Source organism: Micromonospora echinospora, assembly GCF_900091495.1.
GTDB classification, from domain to species: Bacteria; Actinomycetota; Actinomycetes; order Mycobacteriales; family Micromonosporaceae; genus Micromonospora; species Micromonospora echinospora.
On sequence record NZ_LT607413.1, the window covers coordinates 741226 to 767364 of the forward strand.

Genomic DNA, 26139 nt, shown 5'->3' on the forward strand with positions numbered 1-26139 from the left:
GCCGCCGGCAACCCGGCGAGTCGCCGGCCTGGTCGGCTGGCCGCCGGGTTCGGGCTGCGAGGAAACAACTTGGTCGACCGGTGACGGCCCGCCACCAAATAGATCGCATACCATCGATTTCTCGTGTCGTCGGACGGATTGAGGACTCGATGGAGCTGAGCTACGCCTTTCTCGACATCCCCTTCTCGTTGCCGTACCACTTCGCGAGAGCGAGCCTGCTGGCCACCCGGCTGGTCCGGGTGGAGCTGCGCGACGGCGACGTCCGGGGCCGCGGGGAGGCCACCCTGTTCGAGAGCCGGTTCCCCGACCCGAAGGCCGCCACCGCCGAGCAGGTGGAGCAGGCACGGGTCGCGATCGGCCAGGGCGCCGGTCGGGAGGACCTGCTCGCCCTGCTGCCGGCGGGCGCGGCGCGCAACGCCGTCGACGCCGGCCTGTGGGACCTGGAAGCCAAGCGCAGTGGCCGCCGGGTGTGGCAGGCGATCGGCCTGCCCGAGCCCACGCCGGTCGAGGACATGCTCACCGTCTCGCTGGCCGACGAGGCCCAGTTCGTGCAGGAACTGAAGGACAGCCAGGGACGCCGGGCATTGAAGCTGAAACTCGGGTCGGCCGAGGACGTCGAACGACTGGAACTCACCCGCGCCCACCGGCCCGACGCCGAGTTGGTGGTGGACGTCAACTGTGGCTGGACGCCGGAGCGTCTGGTGGCGATGCTGCCGGTGCTCGCCCGGCACGACGTCCGGATGGTCGAGCAACCGGTCCGGCCCGAACACGAGGAGGCGCTGCGAGGGCTGCCCCGGCAGGTGCCCCTCATCGCGGACGAGTCGTTCTACGCCGAGGAGGACCTGCCCCGGATCGCCGAGCTCTACGACGGGGTGAACATCAAGCTCGACAAGTGCGGCGGCCTCACCGCCGCGCTGCGGATCGTCGCGCAGGCCCGGCAGCGGGACCTGCGCATCATGGTCGGCTGCTTCGCGGCCACCTCGCTCGCCTCCGCCGCCGCCTTCCAGGTCGCCCACTACGCCGAGTTCCGGGACATCGCCGGGCACCTGATCCTCACCGAGGACGTGCAGCCGTCGATGCCCTGCGTGGACGGCTGGCTCAGCCCGCCCACCCCGGAGCTGTGGGGCTGACCGGTCACCGGCCCGGCCGGTAATCCGGAGGCGGCAGCGTGCGTCGTGGGCCACACTTGCCGGCATGTCCGCAGAGGTGTCGAGCGTCGCCGAACTGACCGCCGAGGTGCGTGCCGGCCGTACCCCGAAGTTCGTGTTCTTCTGGGGGCACCGGGCCCGACCGGACGGCACCGTCGGGCCCGGTTGCCTCAGCCAGTGGTTGCCGGCGCCGTTCACGGTGGACGGGACCCGGTTCGCCACCGCCGAGCACTACATGATGTGGGCCAAGGCGATGCTCTTCGGCGACCGGGCGACCGCCGGCAAGGTGCTCACCGTGACGCACCCGAACGAGGCCAAGACCCTCGGCCGTCAGGTCGCCGGCTTCGACGAACGGACCTGGCGGGAACGCCGGTTCGAGATCGTGGTGGCCGCCAACCTCGCCAAGTTCGGCCAGCACCCCGACCTGCGGGCGTTCCTGCTCGGCACCGGGGAGCGGGTGCTGGTCGAGGCGAGTCCGCTGGACCGGATCTGGGGCATCGGCCTGGCCGCCGACGACCCGGCTGCCGCCGACCCCGCCCGGTGGCGCGGGCTGAACCTGCTCGGGTTCGCGCTGATGCGGGTGCGGGCGGCACTTCGGGACGGGACGCCGGACGCGACGGCGTACGGCGATCCGGTGAACCGGGCCGACGGGCGTTGACCTAGCCCCGGGCCGTTCCGGGTGCGGGTCGAGGCGCGGCGTGGGCGCGGGTGTGGGCGTGGAGAAGGAAACGACGATGCCCGGAAACGGCGATGCCCGCCGGTGGACCGGGGTCCGGTCCACCGGCGGGCACCGGTGCGCGGAACCGGACCTACCGGCCGGGGGGACCTCACCGCCCCCTGGCCTACCGGCCGGAGCCGCTCACCGTGCCGGTTCGGGTTGCCCGCCCCGGCTGATCCGCAGGGTCAGCACGTCGGTGCGGACCGTGAAGTGCCCGTGGAACAGGGCGACATCGCCCGCCCCGTAGCCGATCTGGGTGGCGGTGACCAGCGGGTGCCCGAGGGGCACGTCGAGCCGCGCGGTGGCCTCCTCGTCGGCGAGGACGGCGACGAGCTCGATCTCGGCCCGCCGGACCGGCATGCCGGTCGCGCTGGCCAGGAACTCGAACATGTCCAGGTCGATGCTGAGCAGCCCGGACGGGTCGAGGTCCCGGCCGTCGAAGCGCAGCGGCAGGTGGTCGCGGATCCAGGCCGCCGGGACCCCGTCCACGGCGAAGAGACGGTCGACCCGCCACACCGGCGAGTCCGGCTCGACCCCGAGCACCTCGGCGCAGCCGGGCGGGCACTTGGCCCGGCTGACCGCCGCGTCCTGGAGCGTCGGGCGGTGCCCCGAGGCGGTGATCCGGTCCCGCAGCGCGGTGACGTCGCCGATCGACACCGGCACCCGTTCCACACCGTCGTGCACGAACGTGCCGATGCCCCAGGTCCGAGTCACCACGCCCTCACCGGCGAGCTGCCCCAGCACCTCCCGCACGGTGGCCCGGCTGACCTCCAGCCGGTCGGCCAAGTCGCGCTCGTTGGGCAGCTTGTCGCCCACCCGGAACTCGCTGCCGATGAGTTCCCGTAGCCGACTGTGCGCGGCCTGTAGCGCGGTCTCGCGCCGTCCCATCCGCCCTCACCTCATCGCTGTCCGCCGCCGGCCGCGGCGTACGGAGTGTAGTTCGTCGGTGCCGGATCGACCGACAGGCCGATCCGGCGCTACCAGACCTGTTCCAGCACCCGCAGGGTGTTGCCGCCGATGACCTTGGCGATCTCGTCGTCGGAGTAGTCGTGCTTGACCAGCCAGCCGACGATGTTGCCGAACGCCTCGCCCGGGTTCTCCATCCCGGAGACGTACTCCACCCGGGGGTGCTCCGGCCGGTCACCGGCGTCGTGCGCGTAGTTCCCGGCGTAGGTGTTGTGCACCCCGACGTGGTCGCCGAACATCGTGTCCGGCCCGAACGTGACGTGGTCGATGCCGACCAGGTCCACGCAGTACGTGAAGTGGTCCATGATCGACTCGATCGAGTGGTGCGGGTGGTCCGCCGAGAGGGTGGTGTGCGGAGCGGCCTCGATGCCGATCACGCCACCCCGCTCGGCGCAGGCCCGGATCACCTCGTCCGGCTTCATCCGGGGGGTCTTCCAGACCGCGCGGGCACCGGCGTGCGTGATGAAGACGGGCACGGTGCTGGCCTCGACCACGTCCAGGCAGGTCTGGTCGCCGGAGTGCGAGATGTCGATGGCGATGCCGAGCTTGTTCATCCGGTCGACCGCGCGCCGCCCGAAGTGGGTCAGCCCGCCGTCGTGCCGCTCGGAGAGGCCGCCGCCGAGCATGTTGGCCTGGCTGTAGGCGATGCCGAGCTGGCGGACGCCGAAGCCGTAGAGGATGTCGATCCGGTCCAGCTCGTTCTCGATCGGGCTGGCGCACTCCAGGCCGGCGACGAGTGCCAGCCGGCCGTCCCGCTTGGCGGCGTGGATGTCCGCCAGCGAGGTGGCCAGGAAGACGTGGTCCTGCTTGTAGAGGTCACTCATCCGCATCCCGAGGGCGTAGACGAGGTCGTTCCACTTCCAGCCGTTCTCGCTGGTCACGCAGGACGCGCCGGCCATGAAGTTGTCGAACACCGCGGTCAGGCCGGAGCGCGCCAGTCCCTCGTAGCCGGTGCGCTGGCGCGCGGTGCGGTTGTAGGCGCGCAGTTCCCGGACGTCCTCGGGCAGGACCACCGGGTGCTCGTGCAGGGAGATCGCGACGTGCTCGGCGAGCAGCCGGGTCACACGCGAACGCTGGGCGTCGGTCAGGCCGAGGTCGTGCTCGGGCACCCGGCCGACCTCCTGCGCCAGGTCGAACACCCGGTAGTCCGTGTGCGGCTCCAGGTACGAGTAGGACCTGTGCCCCTGGTACCGGGGGGCGGGTTCTTGCAGCAAGACACCTTCTCCTTGGGAAACGGTCGCCGGGCGCTACGCGGCCAGCGGGTAGTGGCAGGCAACCGGATGTTCGCCGGCGGCCAGCGGCGGTTCGGTGGTGGCGCAGGTCTCGGTCGCCTGCCAGCAGCGGGTCCGGAACCGGCAACCCGAGGGCGGGTTCACCGGGCTGGGCGGGTCACCGGCCAGCAGGATCCGCTGGCGTTGCCCCCGGGCGGCCGGCTCGGGCACCGGCACGGCCGAGAGCAGGGCGGTGGTGTACGGGTGCCGGGGCGTGTCGTACAGGCGGTGTTCCGGCCCGGTCTCCACCAGCTTGCCGAGGTACATCACCGCCACCCGGTCGGAGATGTGCCGGACCACGGACAGGTCGTGGGCGATGAAGACGTACGCCACGCCCAGCTCGTCCTGGAGCCGTTCGAGCAGGTTCACCACCTGGGCCTGGACCGATACGTCCAGCGCGGAGACCGGCTCGTCGCAGACGATCACGTCGGGTTGCAGGGCGAGCGCGCGGGCGATGCCGATGCGCTGCCGCTGCCCGCCGGAGAACTGGTGCGGGTAGCGGTCCAGGTGCACCTGCGGGTCGAGGCCGACCAGGTCGAGCAGTTCCTTAACCCGGTCCAGCCGGCGGCGCTTGTCCAGCACGTCCGGGTGGATCTCGAAGGGCTGGAGCAGGATCTCCCGGATGGTGCGCCGGGGGTTCAGCGAGGTGTACGGGTCCTGGAGCACGATCTGGATCCGCCGCCGCAGCGCGCGCAGGTCCCGGCCGCGGGCCTTGTGCACCACCGAGTTGCCGAAGGTGACCGCGCCGGAGGTGGGCTGTTCCAGCCCGACCAGCATCCGGGCCAGGGTGCTCTTGCCGCAGCCGGACTCGCCCACCACCCCGAGGGTCTCGCCCCGGCGCAGGTCGAAGGAGACCCCGTCGACGGCGCGGACCACACCGCCGGAGGTGAACGGGACCCGTCCCTTGATCGGGAAGTGCTTGACCAGGTTCTCGACCCGCAGCACCACGTCGTCAGCGGGTGGCACCGAGCACCTCCTCGTGGTGGTGGCAGGCGCTGGCCCGACCGGCGGGCAGCGTCTCCAGTGGTGGCAGGGTCACCCGGCACTCGTCGGTGACCCGGGGGCAGCGCAGGTGGAACGGGCAGCCGGTGGGTAGCCGGGCCGGGTTGGGCGGGGCGCCGGGGATGGCGTAGAGCACCTCGTCGCGCCGGTCCACCCGGGGCATCGAGGCGAGCAGCCCCTCGGTGTACGGGTGCGCCGGGCCGGCGAAGATCTGCCCGACGCTGCCCCGCTCGACGATCCGGCCGGCGTACATCACGGCCACGTCGTCGGCGACCTCGGCGACCACCCCGAGGTCGTGGGTGATCAGCAGGAGGCCCATGCCGCTGTCCCGCTGGATCTCCGCGAGCAGCTCCATCACCTGGGCCTGCACGGTGACGTCCAGGGCGGTGGTGGGCTCGTCGGCGATCAGCAGGTCCGGCTCCAGGGAGATGGCCAGCGCGATCATGATGCGCTGCCGCATCCCACCGGAGAACTGGTGCGGGTAGTCGCGGATCCGGTCCTTCGCGGCCGGGATGTGCACCCGGTCGACCAGTTCGACGGCCCGGCGGCGGGCGTCGGCCTTGGACATGCCCCGGCGGACCCGCAGCACCTCGATGATCTGGTCGCCGACGGTGAAGACCGGGTTGAGCGCGGCCATGGCGTCCTGGAAGACCATGCCGATCTCCTCGCCGCTGACCCGGTCGCGCTGCTTGCGGGGCAGGGTGAGCAGCTCCCGACCGCGCAGCCGCACCGCGCCGTCGACCCGGGCCGGCGGCGTGTCGAGGATGCCCATCACCGCCTGCGCGGTGACGCTCTTGCCGGAGCCGGACTCGCCGAGCAGGGCCAGGGTCCGTCCGGACTCGACCTCCAGGGAGACCCCGTTGACCGCACGCACCGGCCCGGTCGGGCCGGGGAACTCGACCCGCAGGTCGGCGACCTCCAGGAGGCTGGTCACCGCAGCACTCCGGCCTCGGCGAGGAAGTCCCGCACCACCTGCTGGAACAGCTCGGGCTCCTCCAGTTGCGGCGAGTGCCCGGACTTCTCGAAGACCACCAGCCGGGCGTCCGGGACCAGGTCGGCGATGACCTGCGAGGCCGCCACCGGGGTACGCCAGTCGTGCCGGCCCACCGTGACCAGGGTCGGGCAGGTGATCGACGGCAGCTTCGGCTTGAGGTCGTAGCGGGGCATGTTCTGCCCGAACGCCGCGTTGTGCGTCCGGTAGTGGAACCGGGTGGCGGCGAGCTTCGCCTCGTCCTTGGCCGGGTCGTGCTGGTGGTCGTAGAGCGGCAGGATGCCCTTCCAGTACTCGCGCAGCTGCTCGTTGCTCTCGAACCGGCCGGTGCCGATCCGCTCGATGATCCACTCCGGGATCACCGACCGGTCGGTGCTGCGGGCCCGCTCGACGGCGAGGTGGTCGTGGGCCGTGTCGGCGGCGGTGTCCCGCAGGATCAGCGCGCTGACTCGCTCCGGGTGGGCGATGGCGTACTCCATCGCGATGAACCCGCCGTACGAGCCGCCGGCCATCACGATCTTCTCGTAGCCGAAGTGCTCCCGGATGGCGTCCACGTCGGCCACCCACTGCTCGTGGGTGAACGGCTCGTCGTCGCTGGACTCCCCGGAGCCCCGCGCGTCGAAGACGATGACCCGCATCCGGTCGGCGAACGGCCCGAAGGAGCGCTTCGGTTCGTTGCGCGAGCCCAGGCCGGGTGCGCCGTGGTGCACGATCATCGCGGGCGCGTCGGTCGGGCCGAACGCCTCGACGACCAGTTCCGCTCCATTGATCTTCATCGGACCCCCTCGATGACGTTCGATGCCAGGTCGCGCGGGTAGCCGGTCAGCCGGCGCGGACCGTCCGCCTCGACCAGGACCGTGTCGGAGATGCGGTAGCCGGCGTGGCCGGGAACGTAGACACCGGGCTCGCTGGAGAGCAGCATCCCGGGGGCGAGCACGGTGTCGTCGCCGTCCTCGACCCACGGGGCCTCGTGGTTCTGCAACCCGATGCCGTGTCCCTGCCGGTGCCGGATGAAGTCCCCCAGCCCGTGCCCGCGCAGCACGTCCAGGCAGATCTTGTTGACCTCGGCGCAGGTCCGGCCGGCGACCATCGCCTGGGTGCCGACCTCCTGCGCCTCGCGGTCGGCCTCGTAGTAGCGCACCTGCTCGGCGGTGGGCTCGCCGATGACGAAGGTGCGTTCGCTCTCCACGAACCGGCTGGCCACCGCCGCGCCGAGGGAGAGGATCAGCGTGTCACCGGGCTGGAGCCGCCGACGGGTCGGCAGGCCGTGCGGCAGGGCCGAGTTCGGGCCGGCGTAGACCAGCCCGCCGGCCAGCTTGGTGGTGTAGACGACCAGGTCGTAGTCGGCGTACATCCGGTCGGTGCCGTACCCGATGACGTGCCGGGCGAGCTCGTCCTCCCGGGGCAGCGGTCCCCCGGTGGCCAGCGCCTCCTCGATCAGCGCCCGGCCGGCGGCGAGCATCTCGTCGCAGATCCGCGCGGCGGCCTCGTGGAACGGGACCTCCTCGGGGAACTTGCGCAGCCGCAGCCGGGCCACCGCGTCGGTGGTCTCCAGGGTGGCCCCGGTGAGCGCCGTCGACAGGGCCCGGAACGCGCCGACGGACACCCCGCCGCCCACCCCGATCCGGCGGGCCGGGCCGCCACGCCGGGACAGCGCCGTGGCGAGGGTCTGCTCGGCAGTCACCACGCCCGGGTACTCGAAGTAGCTGACCGTCTCCACGGTCACGCCCTGCTGGGCGGCGTACTCCTCGTCGAGACGCGGGATGACCAGCAGCGGGTCTCCCTCCCGGGGCATCCACAGGTAGACCGGGCGCTCGGTAGCGATGTAGAAGAAGCCGCTGAGGAAGGCGACGTCCGCCGGGGACGTGGCCAGGAAGCCGTCCAGGCCGCGTTCGCCGAGGGCCTCGGCGAGCCGGGCGCGGACGCTGGTGTAGAAGCTGTCGGGCAGTCGCATGGTCAGCCTCCGTTGCCGCGGGGGTCACGGGTGTCGTTGAACCGCATGCCGGCGACGGTCGCCGCGAGCACCAGCAGCAGGATCGCCAGGGACGGGAAGAGCGTCTGCCACCAGGCGATGGCGATGACGCCGCTGCGCTGGGCGTTGAGCAGGATGCGACCCCAGGACCAGGCGTCCGGGTCGCCGAGGCCGAGGAAGCTCAGACCGGCCTCGGAGATCACCGCGCGGGAGGCGGTGAGCAGCACGCTGACGATCACCAGCGAGACGACGGCGGGCAGGATCTCCCGGGTGACGATCCGCCACCCGGTGGCGCCGAGCACCCGGGCCCCGTCGATGTACGGCATCGCGCTGATCACCAGGCCCTGCGACCGGATCAGCCGGGCCACCTCGGGCCAGGCGAAGAACCCGATGATCAGGGTCAGCGTCCAGACGCTGGGGTTGACCACCGCGGCCAGCATGATCATTAACGGCAGGGTGGGCAGCGCCAGCATCACGTCGGTGATCACCGTGGCGACCGCGTCGAACGGACGGAAGTAGGCCGAGGCCAGGCCGATCGCGGTACCCAGGACGATCGCGATCACCGAGGCGGCCAGACCGATCACCAGGCTGGTCCGGGTGCCCCAGACGACCTGGGCGAAGATGTCCTGCCCGAGGTCGTCGGTGCCGAACCAGTGCGCCCCGGACGGGGGTTGCAGCACGTCCGACCCGGCCCCGGTGGGCTCGTCGGCGATCAATGGGGCGAAGACCGCCAGCACCACCATGACCACCAGCACCAGGACGGACAGCGCCGCCGAGGGCTGGCGCAGGTAGCGGCTCCAGGACCGTTTGACGGGAGCCGGGGCGACCGGCGGCACCGTCTGCTCGGTCAGCACGGGGGCGCTCACGGCGTCCTCCCTTCGTGGATAAGGGTGGAGTTCACAGGGCTGGTCTTCCGCTCGCGACTGCGGGGCTCCGCTCCGCTGCACTCCTCGCGCTTCACAGGCGGATGCGGGGGTTGAGGACGGCGTAGAGCATGTCGGTCAGCGCGTTGGCGAAGACCACCGTGACGGCGAGCATGATGAACGCGCCCTGGAGGACCGGGTAGTCCTGCTGCCCGACCGCCTCGTAGATGAGCCGGCCGACACCGGGGTAGGCGAACACCGTCTCGGTGAGCACCGCGCCGCCGACCAGGGTGCCCAGTTGCAGGCCCATCAGGGTCAGCGCCGGCAGGATCGCGTTGCGCAGGCCGTGCTTCCAGACCCGCCGGGTGGCGGAGAGCCCCCGGGCCTGGGCGGCCCGGATGTAGTCCTCGCCGAGCACCTCGATCATGTTGGTGCGCAGGGTCAGCGCGTACGGGCCGAGCTGCACCAGCACCAGGGACAGCACCGGCAGCACCAGGTGGTGCAGCAGGCTCAGGTAGGCCGCCGCGCCCCGGGTGTCCGGGTCGATCGCCCCGCCGATCGGGAACCAGCCGAGCTGCGCGCCGAGGAAGACCAGCAGCAGCATGGCGACGCTGGGCACGAAGAGCGCGTGCCCGCCGATGCCGAGCGCCTGGAGCGTACGGTCCAGCCAGTTGCCCTTGTGCACGGCGGCCCAGACGCCGATCGGGATGCCGATGGCGATGGTGATGACGAAGGCGCTGCCGGCGAGGAGCAGCGTCCACGGCAGCCGGTCGACGATGATGTCGGTGACCGGTTGGATCTGCCGGAACGAGATGCCCAGGTTGCCCTGGAGCAGCTCGCGCAGGTACGACACGTACTGCTCCCACAGCGGACGGTCCAGGCCGTACGTCTTGAGCAGTGCCGCCTGCATCTCCGGCGTCATGTCCCCCTCGACCATCAGGGTCGTGGGGTCCCCCGGCAGCAGCCGGAGCAGGAAGAACGTCGAAGTGATCGCAATCCACACGGTCAGGACGGCCTTCAGTGCCCGACTGAGCACGAAACGCGCCACGGGGGACCCCTCCTCTCCCTCTGGTTGGGGCTAGCTGGCCGGCTTGACCTGGGCCAGCGAGTACGCGGTGACCATGCCGAGCAGGTCCGACGGCGACGGGGCGAAGCCGGTGAACTTGCTGGCGTTGTAGGCGAACTGGAAGTTCTCCACGTACAGCGGGGTCAGGTACGCCTGCTCGTGCACGACCTTGTCGATGTTCTTGATCTTGGTCTTGAACGCCTCGGGGTCGGTGGTGCCGGCGGCGTCGTTGATCAGCCGGTCCATCTCGGGCGACTCGAGCAGGTTGTAGTTGATGCCACCCGGGTTGCTGGACAGGTAGGTGCTGCGCAGCTGGTCCATCGGGTTGTCGAACACACCCCACTGCGAGGCGTCGATGTCGTACTCACCGTTCTTGGTGCGGGAGAGGAACGTGTTCCGCTCGACGCACTCGTTCTCCAGCTTGATGCCGGCCTTGGCGGCGCTCTCCCGGAAGAGCTGCACCACCCGGGTGATGTTCGCGTTCGACTGGTCGCAGGCCACGCCGAAGGTCAGCTCGTCGAAGAAGCCGTCGCCGTTGCCGTCCTTGTAGCCGGCTGCGGTGAGCTTGGCCTTCGCGCCCGCCGGGTCGAACGGGTACGGCTGGATCTCGGTGTTGTCGTACTCCGAGAAGATCGGCGAGATCGGACCGGCCATCTGCTGGGCGTCGCCCTGGAGCACCGCCGAGATGATCGACTTGGTGTCCACGGACATCGACAGCGCCTGCCGGACCGCCTGGTCGGCCAGCTGCTTGTTCTTCATGTTGTAGGTCAGGTGGGCGAAGCCGAGCGCGCCGACCTTCTCCATCTTGATCTTCGAGTCGCCCTCGAAGGTCTTCGCCGCCGACACCGGCACCGGGGTGCCCATCATGTCGATGTCGCCGTTGCGCAGCGCCAGCATCATCGTGTTGACGTCCGGGTAGACCCGGTACTCGACCTGGCTGACGGCGGCCTTGCCCCCCGGGGCGAGCGGGTAGTTCTCGTTGCGCTTCATCACGTAGCGCTGGCCCTTGGTCATGCTCTCCAGCACGAACGGTCCGGCCCCGACCCAGTTCGAGTCGTTCGGGAACTTGGAGAGGTCACCGGCGGACTCGAAGACGTGCTTCGGGACGATCGACATCCAGAAGCCGACGCCCTCGGCGAACGGCGCGTACGGCTGGGAGAGCCGGAACTTGACCGTGGTCGCGTCCGGGGCCTCGATCGACTCGACCCAGGTCAGCTTCGCCGCGACGTTGCCGAGCTTGTACTTCATGATCTGCTCGGCGCTGAACTTGACGTCCTCGGCGACCACCGGCTTGCCGTCGGTCCACTTGAAGTCGTCCCGGAGGATGAACACGGCGGTCTTGCCGTCGTCCTCGTAGCGGTACTCCTTGGCCAGCTCCGGGGCCTTCTTCGCGCTCTCGTCGATCCGCAGCAGGTGCGGGTACATCGCGTTGAGGATCCACGAGTCGGTCTTGCTCAGCGACTGGAGCGGGTTGAAGTTGCTGACGTCCGTGGTGGTGCCGATGCGCAGCACCGAACTGCCGGACGAGCTGTCCGAGGACGAGTTGTTGTCCTCGTTCAGGCCGCACCCGGAGACACCCAACGTGGCCGCCACGCCGAGGGCGACAGCGAGCCGCCACCGACCCTTGACTGTCTTTTTCACCAAACCTCCTGAAGAACCCGGATGATGTTGCCGCCGATGACCTTGGCGATCTCGTCGTCGGAGTAACCGTGCGTGACCAACCACCCGACGATGTTGCTGAAGCACTCGGCCGGGTTCTCCATGCCGCTCACGTACTCGACCCGGGGGTGGTCCACGACGCCGTGGGCCTGCCCGATCGCCAGGTGCTGGGTGAAGCTGTCGTGCAGCCCGACGTGGTCACCGAAGTTGGTGTCCGGGCCGAACGCCACGTGGTCGATGCCGACCAGGTCCACGCAGTACGTGAAGTGGTCCATCACCGACTCGATCGAGTGGTGCGGGTGGTCCGCCGAGAGGGTGGTGTGCGGAGCGGCCTCGATGCCGATCACGCCACCCCGCTCGGCGCAGGCCCGGATCACCTCGTCCGGCTTCATCCGGGGGGTGTTCCAGACCGAACGGGCACCGGCGTGGGTGATGAACACCGGGACCCGACTGGCCTCGACCACGTCCAGCGAGGTCTGGTCGCCGGAGTGCGAGATGTCGATGGCGATGCCGAGCTTGTTCATCCGGTCGACCGCGCGCCGCCCGAAGTGGGTCAGCCCCCCGTCGCGGGTCTCGGAGAGGCCGGATCCGAGCATGTTCGCCTGGCTGTAGGCGATGCCCATCTGGCGCACGCCGAAGCCGTAGAGGATGTCGATCCGGTCCAGCTCGTTCTCGATCATCGTGGCCGCTTCCAGACCGGCCACCAGGGCGATCTGGCCGTTCCGCTTGGCCTCGAAGATCTGGTCCAGCGTGGTCGCCACCACCACGTGGTCCTGCTTGGCGACATCGGCGAAGCGCAGGCCGATGTCGTAGATGACGTCGTCCCACTTCCAGGCGTGCTCGCTGGTCACGCAGCCGGTGCCGTTCATGAAGTTGTCGAAGACCGCGGTCATGCCGGAGCGGGCCAGGCCCTCGAATCCGAACGAGTTGCGTCCGGTGCGGTTGTAGTCCCGCAACTGCGACACGTCGGCCGGCAGGATCTTCGGGTGTTCGTGCAGCGAGATGGCCATGTGCTCACGGAGCAGCCGGGCGACCCGGGCGCGCTGGTCGTCACTGAGGCCGAGGTCGTGTTCCGGCACCCGGCCCACCTGCGGCGCGAGCGCGAAGACCTTGTAGTCGACGTGCGGCGTCAGGTAGTCGAAGGACCGGTATCCGGCGTAGCGGGGGGCGGGTTCCTGCACTCGTCAACTCACCTCGTCCAGGTAGAGGTCTGAGGCATGAGGTCTGACCTCATGCCTCCCCGGACGCTAGTGCAGCGAAGAACTCCTCGGGAATACCCCGTGACCCGACCGTTACCTGGAATGGGCAACATTCCCGCAGGTCAGGGCGACTTTTGGGGGAATCACGACCCGCGGCCGAGGCACGACGACCCCATCCACCCGACCCCACCCCCACCCGAAAAGACGACCCCCGGCATACCTCCACTCCCCAAGAGGTCAGACCATTGCCACCAGAGGTCAGAACTACTGCCCACGGGTTACCCGGCCTCGATCGCCCCCTCCGGCCCGGCGCCTCCCGCCCCGCTGGTCGACGCAATTTGCGGCATCTCGGGGTGTCCCACCGGCCGGAAACCCCGACTTGCCGCAGAACGAGTCGGGCGCCGCGCCCACCGACACCGACGCCAGCCGCGTCCGGCCCGTCCAGGGTCAGCGGGACGGCCGGATACCGTGTCCGGACACGTCGACGGGAAGGAATCCGGAAGCATGCGGCTACACGTGGGGTGCGCGATGTGGACGCTCAAGGCGTGGCAGGGGCGGATCCTGCCGCACCCCCTCCCGACCAATGAGCGGCTGCGGCACTACGCCGGCTGGTGCGACGCGGTCGAGGGGAACACCACCTTCTACGCCACCCCGACCCGGGAGACCGTCGCCACCTGGGCCGACCAGACCGGCCCCGGCTTCCGGTTCGTCCTGAAACTGCCCCGGACCGTCACGCACGACCACCGCCTCACCGACGCCGACGAGCCGCTGCGCGCCTTCCTGCACGCGATCGAACCGCTCGGCCCACGGGCCCACGCCCTCTGGATCCAGCTCCCCGGCTCGTTCGCCCCGGCCGACGTGCCCACCCTCGCCCGCTTCCTGCGCCGGCTCCCCACCACCCACCGGTACGCCGTCGAGGTCCGTCACCCGGCGTTCTTCGACGATCCCCGCGCGGTACGCCTCCTCGAAGGGGTGCTCACCGACGCCGACGCCGAGTGGATCCCCTTCGACACCACGGCGTTCTTCCGCAGCCCGCCGACCAGCGACGCGGAACGGAACGCCTGGACGAAGAAGCCACGCATGCCGCTGCGCACGCACGCGCTCACCGAGCGGCCGATCGTCCGGTATCTCGGCCGCGACGACACCGTCCGGACGGTCGAGGGCTGGCAGCACTGGATCGACGTCGTCGCCGGATGGTTGCGGGAGGGCCGCTCCCCCACGGTGTTCGTCCACACCCCGGACAACGCCGACGCGCCCGTGCTCGCCCGCCGTTTTCACGACGAGGTACGCGCACGCGTACCCGGCCTGGCGCCCCTGCCCGAGCCGATCCCGGTCGAGCCGAGCCCGGTCGAGCCGAGCCCGGTCGAGCCGCTGACCCTGTTCTGACCGACCCCCGGGACGGGAGCGCTGCGGTACGCGGGTCTACCGGGCGACGAAGTCCGCGCCGGCCTGCCTGGCGGCGGCCAGCCAGCCGGCCGTGGTCACCGCAGTCAGGCTGCCCACCCGACGCGAACGCTTTCGCCAGGACGACTCGCCGACGGAGAACTACGGACGGAGACCGCCGGCCTTGAGGGTGGCGGTGAAGGCGGTCCAGGCGGCGGGGACGAAGCGCAGCATCCCGGCGTCGGGGGCCTTGGAGTCGCGGACGTCGACCTCGACGCCCCGGTCGCGGACCTCGACGCACTGGCCGTTGCTGCCGGACCGGCTCGACGTGCGCCAGACGTTACGCTCCATGCTCGCTCAGCTCCTTGATGAACTTGATCGACTCGGCCGGCGACCTGGCCAACATCTTCAGATTGTCGTACGCCGCTGGCGTGATCCGGCACTCCGAGGGCGCTCAGCCCTCGAAGGCGCTGGCCTTGATGCCCTCGACGAAGCCGGTCCATTGAGCGGGACCGAACACCAGCACCGGTCCCTGTCGGTCTTTGGTGTCGCGGACTTGGGTGGTGTGGTCGGCATACCGGGCCTCCAGGCACGCGCCGTTGCCACCACTGTGGCTGCTGGTGCGCCACTGGCTGTCGAGCGCGTTCATGGCGTCTCCTTGTCCCGAATCCTCTTGATCATCCCGGTCGAGGCGGTGGGTGACAGGGCCGCTGCCCGAAGGCTGCTGAACACCCGCGTGCACCTGTCGACGTCCTCACCTTCAGCGTAGAGGTCGCCGGTCAGGCCCTCGATGTACACCACCCCTGGCCCCTCGTTGAAGCTCAGGATGTGGAAGCTCGACACCATCGAGGCGTAAGCCCCTTCTCGGAACGGGATGACCTGGATGCTCACGTTCCATCGCTTCTGCGCGGTGAGTAGCGCCGAAAGTTGATCCCGCATGACCTCGGGTCCGCCGATCTGCCGGTGCAGGACCGCCTCGTCGATCACCGCGACCAGGCGTAGCTTCGCCTCGGTAAGGAGCTTCTGCCGCTCCAACCGAACGGTCACCCGCTCGTCTGTCGCTTGCGGTGTGGGCTGGGATGCGTCGGCACTGATGACCGCGCGGGCGTAGTCGACGGTCTGCAAGAGGCCCGGCACAACCAGGGTTTCGAAATTCTGAATCTCGGCCGCCGCGGACTCAAGTCCGATGTACTGCCGGTAAGAGTTGGGCAGATCACCGTACTTCGCCCACCAACCCCGCTGCTTACCCGTCCGGGCCATCGAGAGCCACGTCTCGCGCTGCCCGGCATCGGTCACGCCGTACCGGTCGAGCAAGGCGTTCAGTGCCGGTCCCTTCAATCCGACCCGGCCCTGCTCGATCCTCCGGAGGGTGCTCGGCGACACCTCGATGAGCGCGGCCGCTTGCTCGGTGGTCACTCCGGCCTTCTCGCGCGCTTGCTTGAGCTGCGCGCCGAGCTGGAACCGGACGAAGGTTGGGCTCTCCACGCTCACATCTTCCGCCCCCTCCGGATCCTGCCACCAGCCACACGCCGCAGGTGTCAGATGACGCAGCGTTGTTGACCCCACGAATTTGCGCGCGCAAAATGGCTGCGCAACCAGCTGGCCAGATGCGCACTCGACAGGGCGCGTCTCCGTGAGCCTTGTCCTCTCACCCGCAGCAGGTAGGGGCCTCGGCGGAAGGTGAGAGTGTTCGTGGTTTCCGAGATCCTGTCGGTGGTGTTCGGTGGGCTGGTGCCGGGGTTCCTGCTCGGGCTGCTCGCGTTCCGGGTCAAGTCGCGCTGGTGTCCGCGCTGCGGTGCGTACACCGAGCCCGTCCACGACGCCGACCGGCGATGAGCGATCCGCGCCAGCACAACCGCCGCGAGCTGCCCATCGGGCGGCGGGTCGCCCAGCTACGCGTACGCCGGGGCATGAGTCAGCAGGTCTTCGCCGACCGGATCGGCCGGTCGAAGAGCTGGGTGGACAAGGTGGAACGCGGCGTGCGTACCCTCGACCGGCTGCCCATGATCGAGACGGTGGCCGCCGCCCTCGGCGTCGCCCCGGCCGTGTTGGTCGGCCGGCAGGCCCAGCGGACCCCGGCCACCGACGCCACGGCCGCCGTCGAGCGGGTCCGCGCGTCCCTGGCCAGCTACGGCCTCCCGACCGGTGCCGACGGCCCGGCACCGGTCGCGGACCTCGACGACCGGATCGGGTACGCCTGCACGGCGTACCGGCACGCCCACCACCTCCAGGTGCTCCGGATGCTGCCCGACCTGCTCACCGCCACCCGGCACGCGAACCAGCGGACCGACGATGCGACAGCGTCCCTGCGGCTGGTGCGGGTGTACCGGGTCGCCGCCCAGGTGCTGGTCAAGCTCGGTGAGCCACACCTCGCCTGGTTGGCCGCCGACCGGGCGATGACCACCGCCGCCGGTGACCCCCGGCGTACCGCCCTCGCCGCCGTGCCGCTGGCCCAGGCCCTCCGGACGCTCGGCCGGGGGCGGCTGGCGATGGCCGCCGCCACCACAGCCGTACGCCCGCTCGACCTGGCCCCGCAGCGCGTGCTCGCGCCCGACGACATCGCCCTCGCCGGCACCCTGCTCACCGAGGCCGCTCTCGCCGCCGCCACCTGCGGCGACGTCGCCGCTGTGGACGATCTCACCGAGCGGGCGGCCCGCCTCGCCGCCGCACATCACCACGACGAGGACGGGTTCGGGCCGGTCGTGGTCGACCTGGCGCGTGCGTTGACCGCCGCTCGCCTCGGCGACAACTACCAGGCTGTCGTCCTGCACCAGCGTGCCACCGGCGGCGACGCCTGGCAGCGGCTACCCGCCGAACACCGGGCCGCCCACCTGATCGACGTCACCCGCGCCTACCTCGACCTCGGCGACCACCACGCCGCCGGCCGGGCCCTGCTCGCCGCCGACCAGATCGCCCCCGCCGAGGTCCGCCTCCGACCCGCCGCCCACACCGCACTGACCGCCGTTCTCCGCGCCGGCCCCACCCCCGCCGACGTCACCCGCCTCGCCGCCACCATCGGCCTGACCCGGCCCTGACCACACCACCGGTCCCCGTGCGTCACGGACCTGGCCCCACACTTACGGCAGTCAGATCCGGACGCCACCACGCAGGGCGTGTCGCGGACACAGCTTGACCCGGTTCTCCGACCCTCCGCAGCGTCAGGATGTGCCGGCCCGGCGGCCACCGGCCCGGAACCTCGCCCGGTACGCCTGCGGCGAGACACCCACCTCCCGGCGGAAGCTGTGCCGCAGGTTGCCGGCCGAACCCATCCCGGTGCGCACGGCGATCCGGGCGACCGGCTCGTCCCCGGACTCCAACAGCCGCTGCGCCGCCAGGATCCGCTCCCGCAACAGCCACTGGTGCGGGCTCATCCCGGTAAGTCGGTGGAACCGCCGGGACAGGGTTCGCGGGCTCATGTGCACCCGGGCGCCCAACGAGTCCAGCGACCACCGCTGGTCCAGGTGCTGCCGCAGCCAGTCGAGCAGCTCCGGCAACGGATCGTCCGGCTCCACGCCCAGCGGCGCGTCGACGAACTGCGCCTGGCCGCCGCTGCGGTAACCGGCCAGCACCAGCCGGCGGGCGAGCGCGGCGGCGGCGTCCGCGCCGAAGTCACCACGTACGACGTGCAGCGCGAGGTCCATTCCGGCGGACATACCGGCGGCGGTGAGGATCCGGCCGTCGTCGACGAAGAGGGCGCGCGGCTCCACGGTCGCGGCCGGGAAGAACGAGGCGAGCAGCGGTGCCATCGACCAGTGCGTGGTGACCCGTCGACCGTCGAGCAGGCCGGCGTGCCCGAGCACGAACGCGCCGGTGCAGATCGACATGATCCGCGCCCCGCGCCGGTACGCGCCACGCAGGGCGGCCAGCAGCTCCCGGGGCGGCACCTCGTGTTCCCGCGTCCACCCCGGCACCACCAGCAGATCGGCCCGCTCCGCCTCGTCGAGCCCGTACCCGGCGTGGACGGTGATCCCGCCGGCCAGCTCGACCGGTCCAGGCGTCAGCCCGCAGGTGCGCGTCCGGTACCAGGAGCCGAACCGGTGGGAGTAGTCCACGCCGAAGATCTCGTTGACGGTCACGAAGTCGAAGCCGCCCCCACCCGGGTACGCCAGCATGGCCACGGCGCACCTGTCCACCGGCATCGGGCCCTCCCACGCCGCCCACCTCGACCCGCCACGCCGGACGGGCGTCGGACTCGCGACACCCGATTCTAGGAAGCCGCGCGGGTGGTTCCGGCGACGAAAGCCGGCCAGGTGTCGACAGGATCAGGCCGACCATCCCGCGCGGGCGGCCCACGGGCCGGTGGCGGTCCTAGCGTCATCACCGAGAGGCCGGGTGGGTTCGCCGCACCCGGTACCACGGACGAAAGGGGCCGCCCCATGGGAACTCCCGCCGAGATCGGACGCCGGACCTTCCTGCTCGCCGCCGCAGCCGTCACGGTGGCCGGCACGGCGGGCACGGCCGTCCCGGCGAGCGCCGACCCTGGCCGTACGACGGGACAGCGCGCGTGGGACGCCCGGCCGGTCGGCGCGTACGACGTGATCCCGTTGCTGGACGCGGCCGGCACGTTCTTCCTCGACCGGCAGGCGGCGTTCCCGGCGGCGACCCCGGACGACTGGGACCTGGCCCGGACCGTCGACCCCGACGCGTTCGGCCCCGGGGAAGCCTGGCAGCTCGCCTTCCGGTGCTACGCCGTACGCGGGCCGCGCGGGCGGCTGACGCTGGTCGACACCGGGGTGGGGCCCGACGGCAGCCCGGCCGGCGGCTGGGCACCGACCCCGGGCCGGCTCCCGGTCGAGCTGGACCGGGCCGGCATCGACCCGGCGGACGTTGACACGGTGGTGCTGACCCACCTGCACGAGGACCATTTCGGCTGGTCCGTCGGGTTGGACGGCACGCCGGTGTTCCCGAACGCCCGGTACGTCGTCCAGCGCCGCGAGGTGGCCACCCTGCCCGACGGCGACGCCGCCCGCACGTACGTGGTCGAGCCGCTGCGGGCCACCGGGCAACTGCACGAGGTGGACGGGGCCAGCCGGCTGCACGCCGCTCCGGGGCGCGGCGGCTGCGTCCGGGTCGTGCCCACCCCGGGGCACACCCCGGGCCACCAGTCGGTTGTCGTGGACGGCGGCCACGACCAGGTGATCGTCACCGGTGACGTCCTGGTGCACGCCGTCCAACTGGCCGACCCCGACGTGGGCTACCGGTACGAGGCCGACCCGGAGGTCGCGCGGGAGACCCGTCGACGGCTGCTCGACGGGGCCCGGGTCCGTCGTGCCGTGCTGGCCACCGCACACCTGAACCGGCCCTGGACCGTACTCGGTTGACTCCCGCCCGGCCGAGCAACGCCGGTTCCGGCAGGCTACGCGTCCCAGATCGGACCGTAGGCCGGGATCCCGACCAGCTCCAGGCCGTGCACCACCTGCCAGGTGACGTTCTTGTTTGCGATGCAGATGACCGCTTCCGCGCCGAAGGTGGAGTACGCCCCGTACGCCAGCCGGAGCATGTCGGGTTTGCCGTACGCGTCGGTGTCCCAGATGATCGCGTCGGGCTGCGCCGCCAGCACCTCGTCGACCAGTGCGCCGTACGTCCTACGCGGATTGCGGGTCACCCAGACCAGATGGGACGACACCTCACCGGCCAGGAGGTGGGCGAGCACGGGGCCGATTCCGCTGCCGGTGGCAACAAAGAGCACCTTCCTGAAGAGCGGCGCGACATTGGCCATGCCCGCGGTCGGCATCCCCCGTACCCACAGATGCGTTGGCGGGTTGTCGATGAATTCCGCGGTCCAGTCGCCGGCTCTGGAGACAACCATGCGGTGGCTACCGGGAGCCTCTTCAGGCGCAGCGATATTTGCGAATGAATGCCACTCCAGCAGTGGTCGCCGACTGACCATCTGGGTCGATCCGATGAGCGGCTGGGTCGGGCGGTCGAGGTTGACCACCGCCACGTGGGCGGAAGGCCGCTCGGTGTCGACGCGAACCTTGCGCAGTAGCAGCCAGGGCAACGCGACGGAGACGGTGGCCACCGTGAGTAGCCATACGGCCGGTGTGGTCAGCAGTGCGTACGCGCCGCCGTGCCGGGTGGTGGCGAACAGCACGGTGTTGATCCAGGCGAGCGCCAGCGCAGCCCAACCACAGAACCGGTGCGTCACCTCGAACATGTCGTGCGCCCTGGCGCGCAATGGCGGCAGGGCCAGGACACTCATGACCACGAAGAGCGTCACCAGCGCGCCGGAAACGACGAGATTGGGGACCGATACGTGTCCCCGATGGTGAAGGCGGTCGTACATCAGCGATACGGCGAAGACCAGATACCACGTCGTTCCTGACACGGCCGTGCCGACGTGCAGTCCGCCAAAGTGATAGATTTTCGCCAGCGCCCAGCGGACCGGCAACGGCCAGGTCGTGGGTGCGCGGGTGGCCAGCCAGAACAGCGCATTGATGAGCCACTGCTGGCGGACGACGACGGCCAGTGTCACGTTCACCAGAGCAACAGTTTCTATCGAGGTCAGGGCCGTAGCCTGACCGGTCCACCAGCCGCCCGACGCCACGGCGTGCCAGCCCACCGCCACGTTGGCCGCCACGACCAGCACGATCAGGCGGTGGTAGGGCATGACGCGGGGGTTCTTGAGCATCCGCCGGACCGGCGGTACGGGCGGTGGTAGCTCCACCTCCAATAATCGGGTCAGCGAGCGGGGCGGCCCAGTTGGGGGCCGCCCAAAACCGATGATGCGGCTGGAGACTTTGCGTATGACGTCGACGACCCGGAAAATGGCGGCCTCCCTGGGATGAGTATTCGGCGAAACTGGGGATTGTGAAGGTTGGACGAGCTGGATCAACTGCAACCGAGCCGATCTCAGCGGCACGAATGTGTTGATCGATGCGACACGGACGAAGGCCCTCAGGCCGGACGGCGCTGGAAGTGGACGTGCCGCCCTCGGTAGGTAGTTCTCACCACGAGACCTCGGCCGGCTGCTCGCCCCGGAACGCCGAGCCAGGGGGACACGGCGCGGCACCCGCGCGTTGACCTGCTTTTACCAGGCGTTGCTGGTGCTGGTCTCGGTTCCGTGGGGCCGAGGACGTGACCCTGCTCGGCGCGGGGTCCGGCATCTCCCTGGCGACCGGGTACCGCTACCGTGGCGGGCGACCGCGGCGGGACCGGGTAACGGCGGGACGGCAGAGCGTGCGGATCTCGATGGACCCGCTTGGCGCTTCGATGACGGGATTCAGCGGCACGGGCGATAGACGGAGTCGTCCAGGTCGAGTGAGAAGAGCACGCCGTTGATGTTGGCCGCGTTGTCAGCCCGACAGAAGGCGGTCGAGGAGCCGTATTCCGCGTGGAGGACCGGCTTGCCCGCAGCGATGAACGGCCGGTATTCGCCGCATTCGTCGTACCGGCTGCACTCCTCGTTGAGCGCCATGTCGAAGTAGTCGACGAGATCGTCGATCTGGTCGAGGTCGTTCTTCAGCACCGTGCTGAGGCCACGGGCGTGGGCGGTGTCGGCGAGGAACCGGTTGTACGCGAGTTGATCGGCGGCGGTGAGCGGGAACCCGGTCCGGTTGACGTAGCCGTCCATGTTGTCGAACTCGACAGCGTCGAACCCCTTCGCCCGGCACATGTCGATTCGTGCCGCCATGATGCGGCCCAGCGGGCTCGTGGGACTGATGCCACGGACGTCGAGCCACCGTTCGCCGGCCCAACCGTCGAGGTTCTGGCCGAGGAGGCTCACCGGGAACTGACCCGCGTCGGGGCGCCAGTCCTCGTAGGAGCCCACGCTGATGTAGCAGATCACCCGAATTCCGGCCCGATGGAGGGCGGCGACGTCCGCCGAGGACGCCTCAAAACCGTCGATGTCGTAGATGTCGACATCCCGGAAGGGAGGCTTGGGCACGCCCGCGATGACCCAGTTCCAGCTGACTTGCAGCGGCGGACGCCAGCAGTCGGGGCACCGTACCGAGCCGGTCGTGTCCACGGGGCGGGTAGACGGGGACGGCGGTGCGGTCGTCGGCGTCGTCCGGGTAGGCGAGGATGTGGGTACGGACGGCTGGGTCGATGGGGGTGGCGGAGTTGACGCGAACGGGAAGCTGGCCCCGCCCGATGGTGCCGGCTGACCGGAAGTCGAGGTCAGCGGGATGGCCGCGACCAGGCCGAGGACGACGGCCAGCACCACGACGCCGATCCCGGTGAGGTAGAGGGCTCTTGTCCTGGCCATGGCTGCATGCGTCCTGTTCAAAGCGAATTTCCTCGATGTGCACTGTGCTGCTGGCGCCGTGCCAGAAGTCGGGTTGGAGCTCAGCTGGGGTGGTGCGGTCGATACGGTTTGCCGCCAGCGGAATGCGCAGGTCCTGGTAGCCGGTGGTGATGGTCCGGCTGTCGCCGGCGAGGGTGAGGGGTACGTGTAGTCGGTCAGGCCGCGGTCGACGTGGCTCCCGAACCAGCCGTCGTCCTCGTACCTGAGCACGAGCGCCCCCACCGGTCACCACGCAACGGGCAAACCCTCCGCACTCGGTGGTCCTCCCCAGACCGTTGCGGCAGTCGGCGTCGGGATGGGGCCGACGGGGGTGGTACCGCCGTCGGCCTCCGGTGGCGTCTCCGAAGACCCGGCGACGGCGGAGGAGGGAAGTGATGCCGGATCCGCCGGGTCGACGCTCGACCAGGAGGAAAGGTCGGTGTCTCCGGTCCATAGGTGCTCCTGCCGCTCGGCGCGCCCGAGGTTCCCCTCGCCGCTGTCGCCGCTGTCGCCGCTGTCGCCGGCGCTGAGCATCCACGCGAGTGTCGCCAAGGGCGCCAGGAAGCTGACGACGAGGAAAACCCCACCCCGTCGCGCCGCCTTGGTTCGTTGCGTGGCGGGTAAGCGGGTCTGCATCCGGAGGGGGGAGGACCGGTGCCGGGCACCGTATCCGTCGTCACGGGTCTCCGGTTGCAATATGTCGTACCAGGTCAACACGTGCGAGTCACCTGCCCTACGTGGATGGGGTCTCGCACAGAGCACGGCTGCCGGAGGGCATTCCGTTCACCAACGCCGGCCGGTGCGGCGCGTTCACGGCTCCGGGTGACTCCGGCACCGGGATCAGGGGCAGACGTAGGGTTCCGTGGGGTTCGCACCGCCCCCGAAGGCGGAATCGCCGTCCGGGTCGAACACGTAGCCGTAGTACTTGGCGCATTCGCCAGCTGCGGGAAGCTTCACCGACGCCTGGTGGCTGACCTTCGCCCGGTCCGTGAACACGACACCCTCGCTCTCGTGGAAGATGCCCGCGATGACCCGGGTGGGCTCGCCGTGGAAGGCGATCTTGCGGGTCACCACGCAGAACTTGTCCTTCGTCGCGTCGTAGGTGAGCATCACCTCGCCCCAGACCTCGCCGGCCTGGATCCGCACCTCGCGGAGTCCACCGTCCAACAGCGAGTAGTTCGGGCCGCAGCCGGCCCTGATGGCACCTTGCTGGCTGTGCGCATGGGCCGGAGTTGCACTGGTGACGACCAGACCGGCTGCGCCGAGAGCGGAGACCGCCAGGGCGGTCGGGAACGTTCGGGCGGCCTTGCGGAACGTGGCGGACACTCCGACTTCCCTTCGTCGCGCCCGGTGCCCGCAACGGGCTCGCGAGGGCCACCAAGGCAAGCAGTCAGCAGAAAGTAGCAGCACGCGCACGTGTGGTGAACGGCCCGGACGAGGTCAGTTTTCGACACACCCGAACGTCGTGACGATTGAGGCAGAGCCCGACAGACGTCGACGACGAGCACCGGTCAGACGGTGGGACGTCCGGAGCCGGGGCAGGTCCCGCGGCTCCCCTGAGCTTGGTGGGACGGGCAGGGACCACCCGGTGGAGGGTTCACTCGGGCACCGCAGACGCTGCACCGGCTGCCTGGGGCCATGAGCGGACTCCTTCCGGGAACTGGTAGTCCGGGTGTGGATCCTCGGCGGGCTCCTTCCCGGCCCCGGAGGCGTTGGTCACCCGCAGGTAGACCTTGGTGCCGTCCGCTGCGGTGATCCGCAGCCCGGCGGGCGAGATGTGCACCCCCGGGTAGTTGCACGCCTCCCAACTGGTGAAGGCGGCGGGCCGGGCAGTGTCAAGAAGTTGGACGGCGAAGCTCACCATGCGCTGGACCCGCTGCGTCGGTGGCGGCATCGTGGCCGGCAGGGGCACCGTGTCGGCACTGGGCTTCGCCGCCGTCGCCCAGACCAACGTGGCCGACCCGGACCGGTGCGTGACCTTGACGCCTGCCGGCGAGTTGCCACCGGGGGTGGCGTCGGTGCCGTAACGACTGACGCCCGTAAAGTCAGGATGAGCGCTGGCGGTCAGCAGCGCCTCGATCACGTCGAGGGCGGCGGTTGTCTGCATGACGTCTCCGTTCTCGAACGTGACCGAGCCGCTGTGGTCGGCACAGTCTAGTTGGCGGATCGCCTCGTCCCGCGTACGCCACCTGCCACACTCGCCCCGCCCGAGCCCGGGGAATCCGCGAACTTCGATGCCCAGGACCCAGAAGGTGAGCGGCTCCGAAACTTCCGAAAGTATCGCCCTGACCCGCTCCGCTGCGACGATCACCAAGGGGCCACCCCTTCGGACTCCGGTCTCGCGCATGGCGACTGGGCAGCATGAATGACGTCCGACGAGAACTCCGAGGTCACGGGATTGTTTCCGGAACATTTCCGAAAGTCGTTGACAGGCCGAGAAGCCAGCCAATAGCGTCGCCATCGACAGCGCTAAATCACTGTCGACGCCACCACCGCGACCCACCCGCGAGCGCGCGGGACGACCGGCGCACCCCCACCGCACGACCACACGCCGGGCGTCCGGCTGCCCTCACCTGGCCGCCGAGCCCACCCGGGTCGCACCGCGCCGCTGGCCCCCGCCAGCTGTCCCGAGGAGGAAAGGCACATGAGCCACCCGACCACACTGAGGAAGCGCGGCCGTATCCGGCTGCTCCTCGGCGCCGTGTGCGCCACCGCGCTCGCCATCAGCGGCACGGTCCTTGCCGCCCCGCACGCCGCCCAGGCCGAGGCCGACCGGACCCTCACGTCGAACACCACCGGCACGCACAACGGCTACTACTTCTCGTTCTGGAAGGACAGTGGCAACGCCAGCATGACGCTGCGCGCCGACGGCCGGTACAGCAGCAGCTGGGACCGGAGCACCAACAACTGGGTCGGCGGCAAGGGCTGGGCCACCGGCACCCGCCGGACGATCAGTTACTCGGGCACCTACAACCCGGGCAACAACAACACCTACCTCGCCCTGTACGGATGGACGCGCAACCCGCTGATCGAGTACTACGTGGTGGAGAACTTCGGCAGCTACAACCCGAGCAGCGGCGCCACCCGGTTGGGCACGGTCACCACCGACGGCGGCACGTACGACATCCTGCGCAGCCAGCGGGTCAACGCGCCCTGCATCGACGGCGACCGTTGCACCTTCTACCAGTACTGGAGCGTGCGTCAGCAGAAGCGCAGCAGCGGCACCATCACCACCGCCAACCACTTCGACGCCTGGGCGCGTGTCGGGCTGAACCTCGGCAGCCACTACTACCAGATCATGGCCACCGAGGGTTACCAGAGCCAGGGAAGCTCCGACATCACCGTCTGGGAGGGCGGGGGCGGCAACCCCACCACCCCTCCGCCGAGCGGCAACTGCACCGCCGTGCTGTCGGCCGGTCAGCAGTGGGGTGACCGGTTCAACCTGAACGTCGCGGTCAGCGGCACCAACAACTGGGTGGTCACCCTGAACCTGAACGGTGGCCAGAGCATCCAGAACAGTTGGAACGCCTCGGTCAGCGGCACCACCGGAGCCGTCACCGCCCGGCCGAACGGCAACGGCAACAACTTCGGGGTGACCATCATGGCGAACGGCAACTGGACCTGGCCGACGGTCACCTGCCAGACGGGCTGACCTTCCCCGTCCCCTGACACCG

25 protein-coding genes are annotated in these 26139 nt (G+C 70.2%); 7 read left to right on the forward strand and 18 right to left on the reverse strand.

What is annotated here, in order from left to right:
• The first annotated feature begins 149 nt into the window (after nt 1–149).
• Both GA0070618_RS03375 and GA0070618_RS03380 read left to right on the forward strand, forming a co-directional pair.
• Nucleotides 150–1130 (forward strand): enolase C-terminal domain-like protein, encoded by a 981-nt coding sequence (locus tag GA0070618_RS03375; protein ID WP_088980319.1) that lies wholly within the window; start codon nt 150–152, stop codon nt 1128–1130.
• A gap of 64 nt (nt 1131–1194) precedes the next feature.
• Nucleotides 1195–1806: an NADAR family protein gene (locus GA0070618_RS03380; protein WP_088980320.1), complete on the forward strand. Its 612-nt coding sequence runs from the start codon at nt 1195–1197 to the stop codon at nt 1804–1806.
• 201 nt (nt 1807–2007) lie between these two features.
• Here GA0070618_RS03380 and GA0070618_RS03385 read toward each other — a convergent pair whose 3' ends face one another.
• From GA0070618_RS03385 to GA0070618_RS03430, 10 genes are all read right to left on the reverse strand, one after another.
• Nucleotides 2008–2754, reverse strand: coding sequence for a GntR family transcriptional regulator (locus GA0070618_RS03385; protein ID WP_088980321.1), 747 nt, complete (start codon nt 2752–2754; stop codon nt 2008–2010).
• An 89-nt stretch (nt 2755–2843) separates the two neighbouring features.
• Nucleotides 2844–4046: a dipeptidase gene (locus GA0070618_RS03390; protein ID WP_197701714.1), complete on the reverse strand. Its 1203-nt coding sequence runs from the start codon at nt 4044–4046 to the stop codon at nt 2844–2846.
• A gap of 33 nt (nt 4047–4079) precedes the next feature.
• The gene (locus tag GA0070618_RS03395) at nt 4080–5069 is read right to left on the reverse strand and encodes an ABC transporter ATP-binding protein (protein WP_088980322.1); all 990 of its coding nucleotides are present in this window, start codon (nt 5067–5069) and stop codon (nt 4080–4082) included.
• A complete protein-coding gene (locus tag GA0070618_RS03400; protein ID WP_088980323.1) occupies nt 5056–6039 on the reverse strand; it encodes an ABC transporter ATP-binding protein in 984 nt (327 codons plus the stop codon). The genes GA0070618_RS03395 and GA0070618_RS03400 overlap by 14 nt, the downstream gene beginning before the upstream one ends.
• Complete coding sequence (locus GA0070618_RS03405; RefSeq protein ID WP_088980324.1) at nt 6036–6872, reverse strand: alpha/beta fold hydrolase; 837 nt, start codon at nt 6870–6872, stop codon at nt 6036–6038. Before GA0070618_RS03405 ends, GA0070618_RS03400 begins: the two co-directional genes overlap by 4 nt.
• A complete protein-coding gene (locus GA0070618_RS03410) occupies nt 6869–8050 on the reverse strand; it encodes a M24 family metallopeptidase (protein ID WP_088980325.1) in 1182 nt (393 codons plus the stop codon). The genes GA0070618_RS03405 and GA0070618_RS03410 overlap by 4 nt, the downstream gene beginning before the upstream one ends.
• A gap of 2 nt (nt 8051–8052) precedes the next feature.
• Complete coding sequence (locus tag GA0070618_RS03415) at nt 8053–8934, reverse strand: ABC transporter permease (RefSeq protein ID WP_231931588.1); 882 nt, start codon at nt 8932–8934, stop codon at nt 8053–8055.
• A gap of 91 nt (nt 8935–9025) precedes the next feature.
• Entirely contained in the window at nt 9026–9979 is a 954-nt protein-coding gene (locus tag GA0070618_RS03420; protein WP_088980326.1) for an ABC transporter permease, read from the reverse strand.
• A gap of 30 nt (nt 9980–10009) precedes the next feature.
• Nucleotides 10010–11638: an ABC transporter substrate-binding protein gene (locus GA0070618_RS03425; RefSeq protein ID WP_088980327.1), complete on the reverse strand. Its 1629-nt coding sequence runs from the start codon at nt 11636–11638 to the stop codon at nt 10010–10012.
• Complete coding sequence (locus tag GA0070618_RS03430; RefSeq protein ID WP_088980328.1) at nt 11635–12837, reverse strand: dipeptidase; 1203 nt, start codon at nt 12835–12837, stop codon at nt 11635–11637. Before GA0070618_RS03430 ends, GA0070618_RS03425 begins: the two co-directional genes overlap by 4 nt.
• 546 nt (nt 12838–13383) lie before the next feature.
• Between GA0070618_RS03430 and GA0070618_RS03435 the strand changes: the two genes are divergently transcribed.
• A complete protein-coding gene (locus GA0070618_RS03435) occupies nt 13384–14241 on the forward strand; it encodes a DUF72 domain-containing protein (protein ID WP_197701771.1) in 858 nt (285 codons plus the stop codon).
• Between the two features lie 159 nt (nt 14242–14400).
• Here the strand turns inward: GA0070618_RS03435 and GA0070618_RS03440 are convergent, their stop codons facing one another.
• The 3 genes from GA0070618_RS03440 to GA0070618_RS03450 all read right to left on the reverse strand — a co-directional run bounded on the left by GA0070618_RS03440 (nt 14401) and on the right by GA0070618_RS03450 (nt 15723).
• Nucleotides 14401–14589 (reverse strand): DUF397 domain-containing protein, encoded by a 189-nt coding sequence (locus tag GA0070618_RS03440; protein ID WP_088980330.1) that lies wholly within the window; start codon nt 14587–14589, stop codon nt 14401–14403.
• 103 nt (nt 14590–14692) lie between these two features.
• Entirely contained in the window at nt 14693–14887 is a 195-nt protein-coding gene (locus GA0070618_RS03445) for a DUF397 domain-containing protein (RefSeq protein ID WP_088980331.1), read from the reverse strand.
• On the reverse strand, nt 14884–15723 hold the full coding sequence (locus GA0070618_RS03450) for a helix-turn-helix domain-containing protein (RefSeq protein WP_157748909.1): 840 nt from the start codon (nt 15721–15723) through the stop codon (nt 14884–14886). Before GA0070618_RS03450 ends, GA0070618_RS03445 begins: the two co-directional genes overlap by 4 nt.
• A gap of 207 nt (nt 15724–15930) precedes the next feature.
• Between GA0070618_RS03450 and GA0070618_RS33880 the strand changes: the two genes are divergently transcribed.
• Together GA0070618_RS33880 and GA0070618_RS35110 are read left to right on the forward strand one after the other, a co-directional pair.
• Complete coding sequence (locus tag GA0070618_RS33880; protein WP_170107929.1) at nt 15931–16074, forward strand: hypothetical protein; 144 nt, start codon at nt 15931–15933, stop codon at nt 16072–16074.
• Complete coding sequence (locus GA0070618_RS35110; protein ID WP_088980333.1) at nt 16071–17273, forward strand: helix-turn-helix domain-containing protein; 1203 nt, start codon at nt 16071–16073, stop codon at nt 17271–17273. Before GA0070618_RS33880 ends, GA0070618_RS35110 begins: the two co-directional genes overlap by 4 nt.
• A gap of 123 nt (nt 17274–17396) precedes the next feature.
• On the opposite strand, the gene GA0070618_RS03460 is transcribed toward GA0070618_RS35110, so the two are convergent.
• Nucleotides 17397–18377, reverse strand: coding sequence for a helix-turn-helix domain-containing protein (locus GA0070618_RS03460; RefSeq protein ID WP_088980334.1), 981 nt, complete (start codon nt 18375–18377; stop codon nt 17397–17399).
• 237 nt (nt 18378–18614) lie between these two features.
• Between GA0070618_RS03460 and GA0070618_RS03465 the strand changes: the two genes are divergently transcribed.
• A complete protein-coding gene (locus tag GA0070618_RS03465; RefSeq protein WP_088980335.1) occupies nt 18615–19559 on the forward strand; it encodes an MBL fold metallo-hydrolase in 945 nt (314 codons plus the stop codon).
• 35 nt (nt 19560–19594) lie between these two features.
• Here the strand turns inward: GA0070618_RS03465 and GA0070618_RS03470 are convergent, their stop codons facing one another.
• The 4 genes from GA0070618_RS03470 to GA0070618_RS03495 form a co-directional block, all read right to left on the reverse strand.
• Nucleotides 19595–20869: a ferredoxin reductase domain-containing protein gene (locus tag GA0070618_RS03470; RefSeq protein ID WP_197701715.1), complete on the reverse strand. Its 1275-nt coding sequence runs from the start codon at nt 20867–20869 to the stop codon at nt 19595–19597.
• A 591-nt stretch (nt 20870–21460) separates the two neighbouring features.
• The gene (locus GA0070618_RS03480; protein ID WP_197701716.1) at nt 21461–22207 is read right to left on the reverse strand and encodes an endo alpha-1,4 polygalactosaminidase; all 747 of its coding nucleotides are present in this window, start codon (nt 22205–22207) and stop codon (nt 21461–21463) included.
• Between the two features lie 1098 nt (nt 22208–23305).
• Nucleotides 23306–23791 (reverse strand): hypothetical protein, encoded by a 486-nt coding sequence (locus GA0070618_RS03490; protein WP_088980338.1) that lies wholly within the window; start codon nt 23789–23791, stop codon nt 23306–23308.
• Between the two features lie 271 nt (nt 23792–24062).
• On the reverse strand, nt 24063–24572 hold the full coding sequence (locus GA0070618_RS03495; RefSeq protein ID WP_088985256.1) for a hypothetical protein: 510 nt from the start codon (nt 24570–24572) through the stop codon (nt 24063–24065).
• Nucleotides 24573–25109: 537 nt separating this feature from the next.
• Here GA0070618_RS03495 and GA0070618_RS03500 point away from each other — a divergent pair.
• The gene (locus GA0070618_RS03500; protein WP_088980339.1) at nt 25110–26117 is read left to right on the forward strand and encodes a glycoside hydrolase family 11 protein; all 1008 of its coding nucleotides are present in this window, start codon (nt 25110–25112) and stop codon (nt 26115–26117) included.
• Nucleotides 26118–26139: the final 22 nt, after the last annotated feature.

Excerpts from the sequence above, each read along its gene's own strand:
- GA0070618_RS03405 (WP_088980324.1), bottom strand. The coding sequence starts at position 6,872 with ATGAAGATCAATGGAGCGGAACTGGTCGTCGAGGCGTTCGGCCCGACC.
- GA0070618_RS03470 (WP_197701715.1), bottom strand. The coding sequence starts at position 20,869 with ATGCTCAAGAACCCCCGCGTCATGCCCTACCACCGCCTGATCGTGCTG.
- GA0070618_RS03435 (WP_197701771.1), top strand. The coding sequence starts at position 13,384 with ATGTGGACGCTCAAGGCGTGGCAGGGGCGGATCCTGCCGCACCCCCTC.
- GA0070618_RS03495 (WP_088985256.1), bottom strand. The coding sequence starts at position 24,572 with ATGCAGACAACCGCCGCCCTCGACGTGATCGAGGCGCTGCTGACCGCC.
- GA0070618_RS35110 (WP_088980333.1), top strand. The coding sequence starts at position 16,071 with ATGAGCGATCCGCGCCAGCACAACCGCCGCGAGCTGCCCATCGGGCGG.
- GA0070618_RS03440 (WP_088980330.1), bottom strand. The coding sequence starts at position 14,589 with ATGGAGCGTAACGTCTGGCGCACGTCGAGCCGGTCCGGCAGCAACGGC.
- GA0070618_RS03465 (WP_088980335.1), top strand. The coding sequence starts at position 18,615 with ATGGGAACTCCCGCCGAGATCGGACGCCGGACCTTCCTGCTCGCCGCC.
- GA0070618_RS03445 (WP_088980331.1), bottom strand. The coding sequence starts at position 14,887 with ATGAACGCGCTCGACAGCCAGTGGCGCACCAGCAGCCACAGTGGTGGC.
- GA0070618_RS03385 (WP_088980321.1), bottom strand. The coding sequence starts at position 2,754 with ATGGGACGGCGCGAGACCGCGCTACAGGCCGCGCACAGTCGGCTACGG.
- GA0070618_RS03500 (WP_088980339.1), top strand. The coding sequence starts at position 25,110 with ATGAGCCACCCGACCACACTGAGGAAGCGCGGCCGTATCCGGCTGCTC.
- GA0070618_RS03375 (WP_088980319.1), top strand. The coding sequence starts at position 150 with ATGGAGCTGAGCTACGCCTTTCTCGACATCCCCTTCTCGTTGCCGTAC.
- GA0070618_RS03460 (WP_088980334.1), bottom strand. The coding sequence starts at position 18,377 with ATGCCGGTGGACAGGTGCGCCGTGGCCATGCTGGCGTACCCGGGTGGG.
- GA0070618_RS03380 (WP_088980320.1), top strand. The coding sequence starts at position 1,195 with ATGTCCGCAGAGGTGTCGAGCGTCGCCGAACTGACCGCCGAGGTGCGT.
- GA0070618_RS03410 (WP_088980325.1), bottom strand. The coding sequence starts at position 8,050 with ATGCGACTGCCCGACAGCTTCTACACCAGCGTCCGCGCCCGGCTCGCC.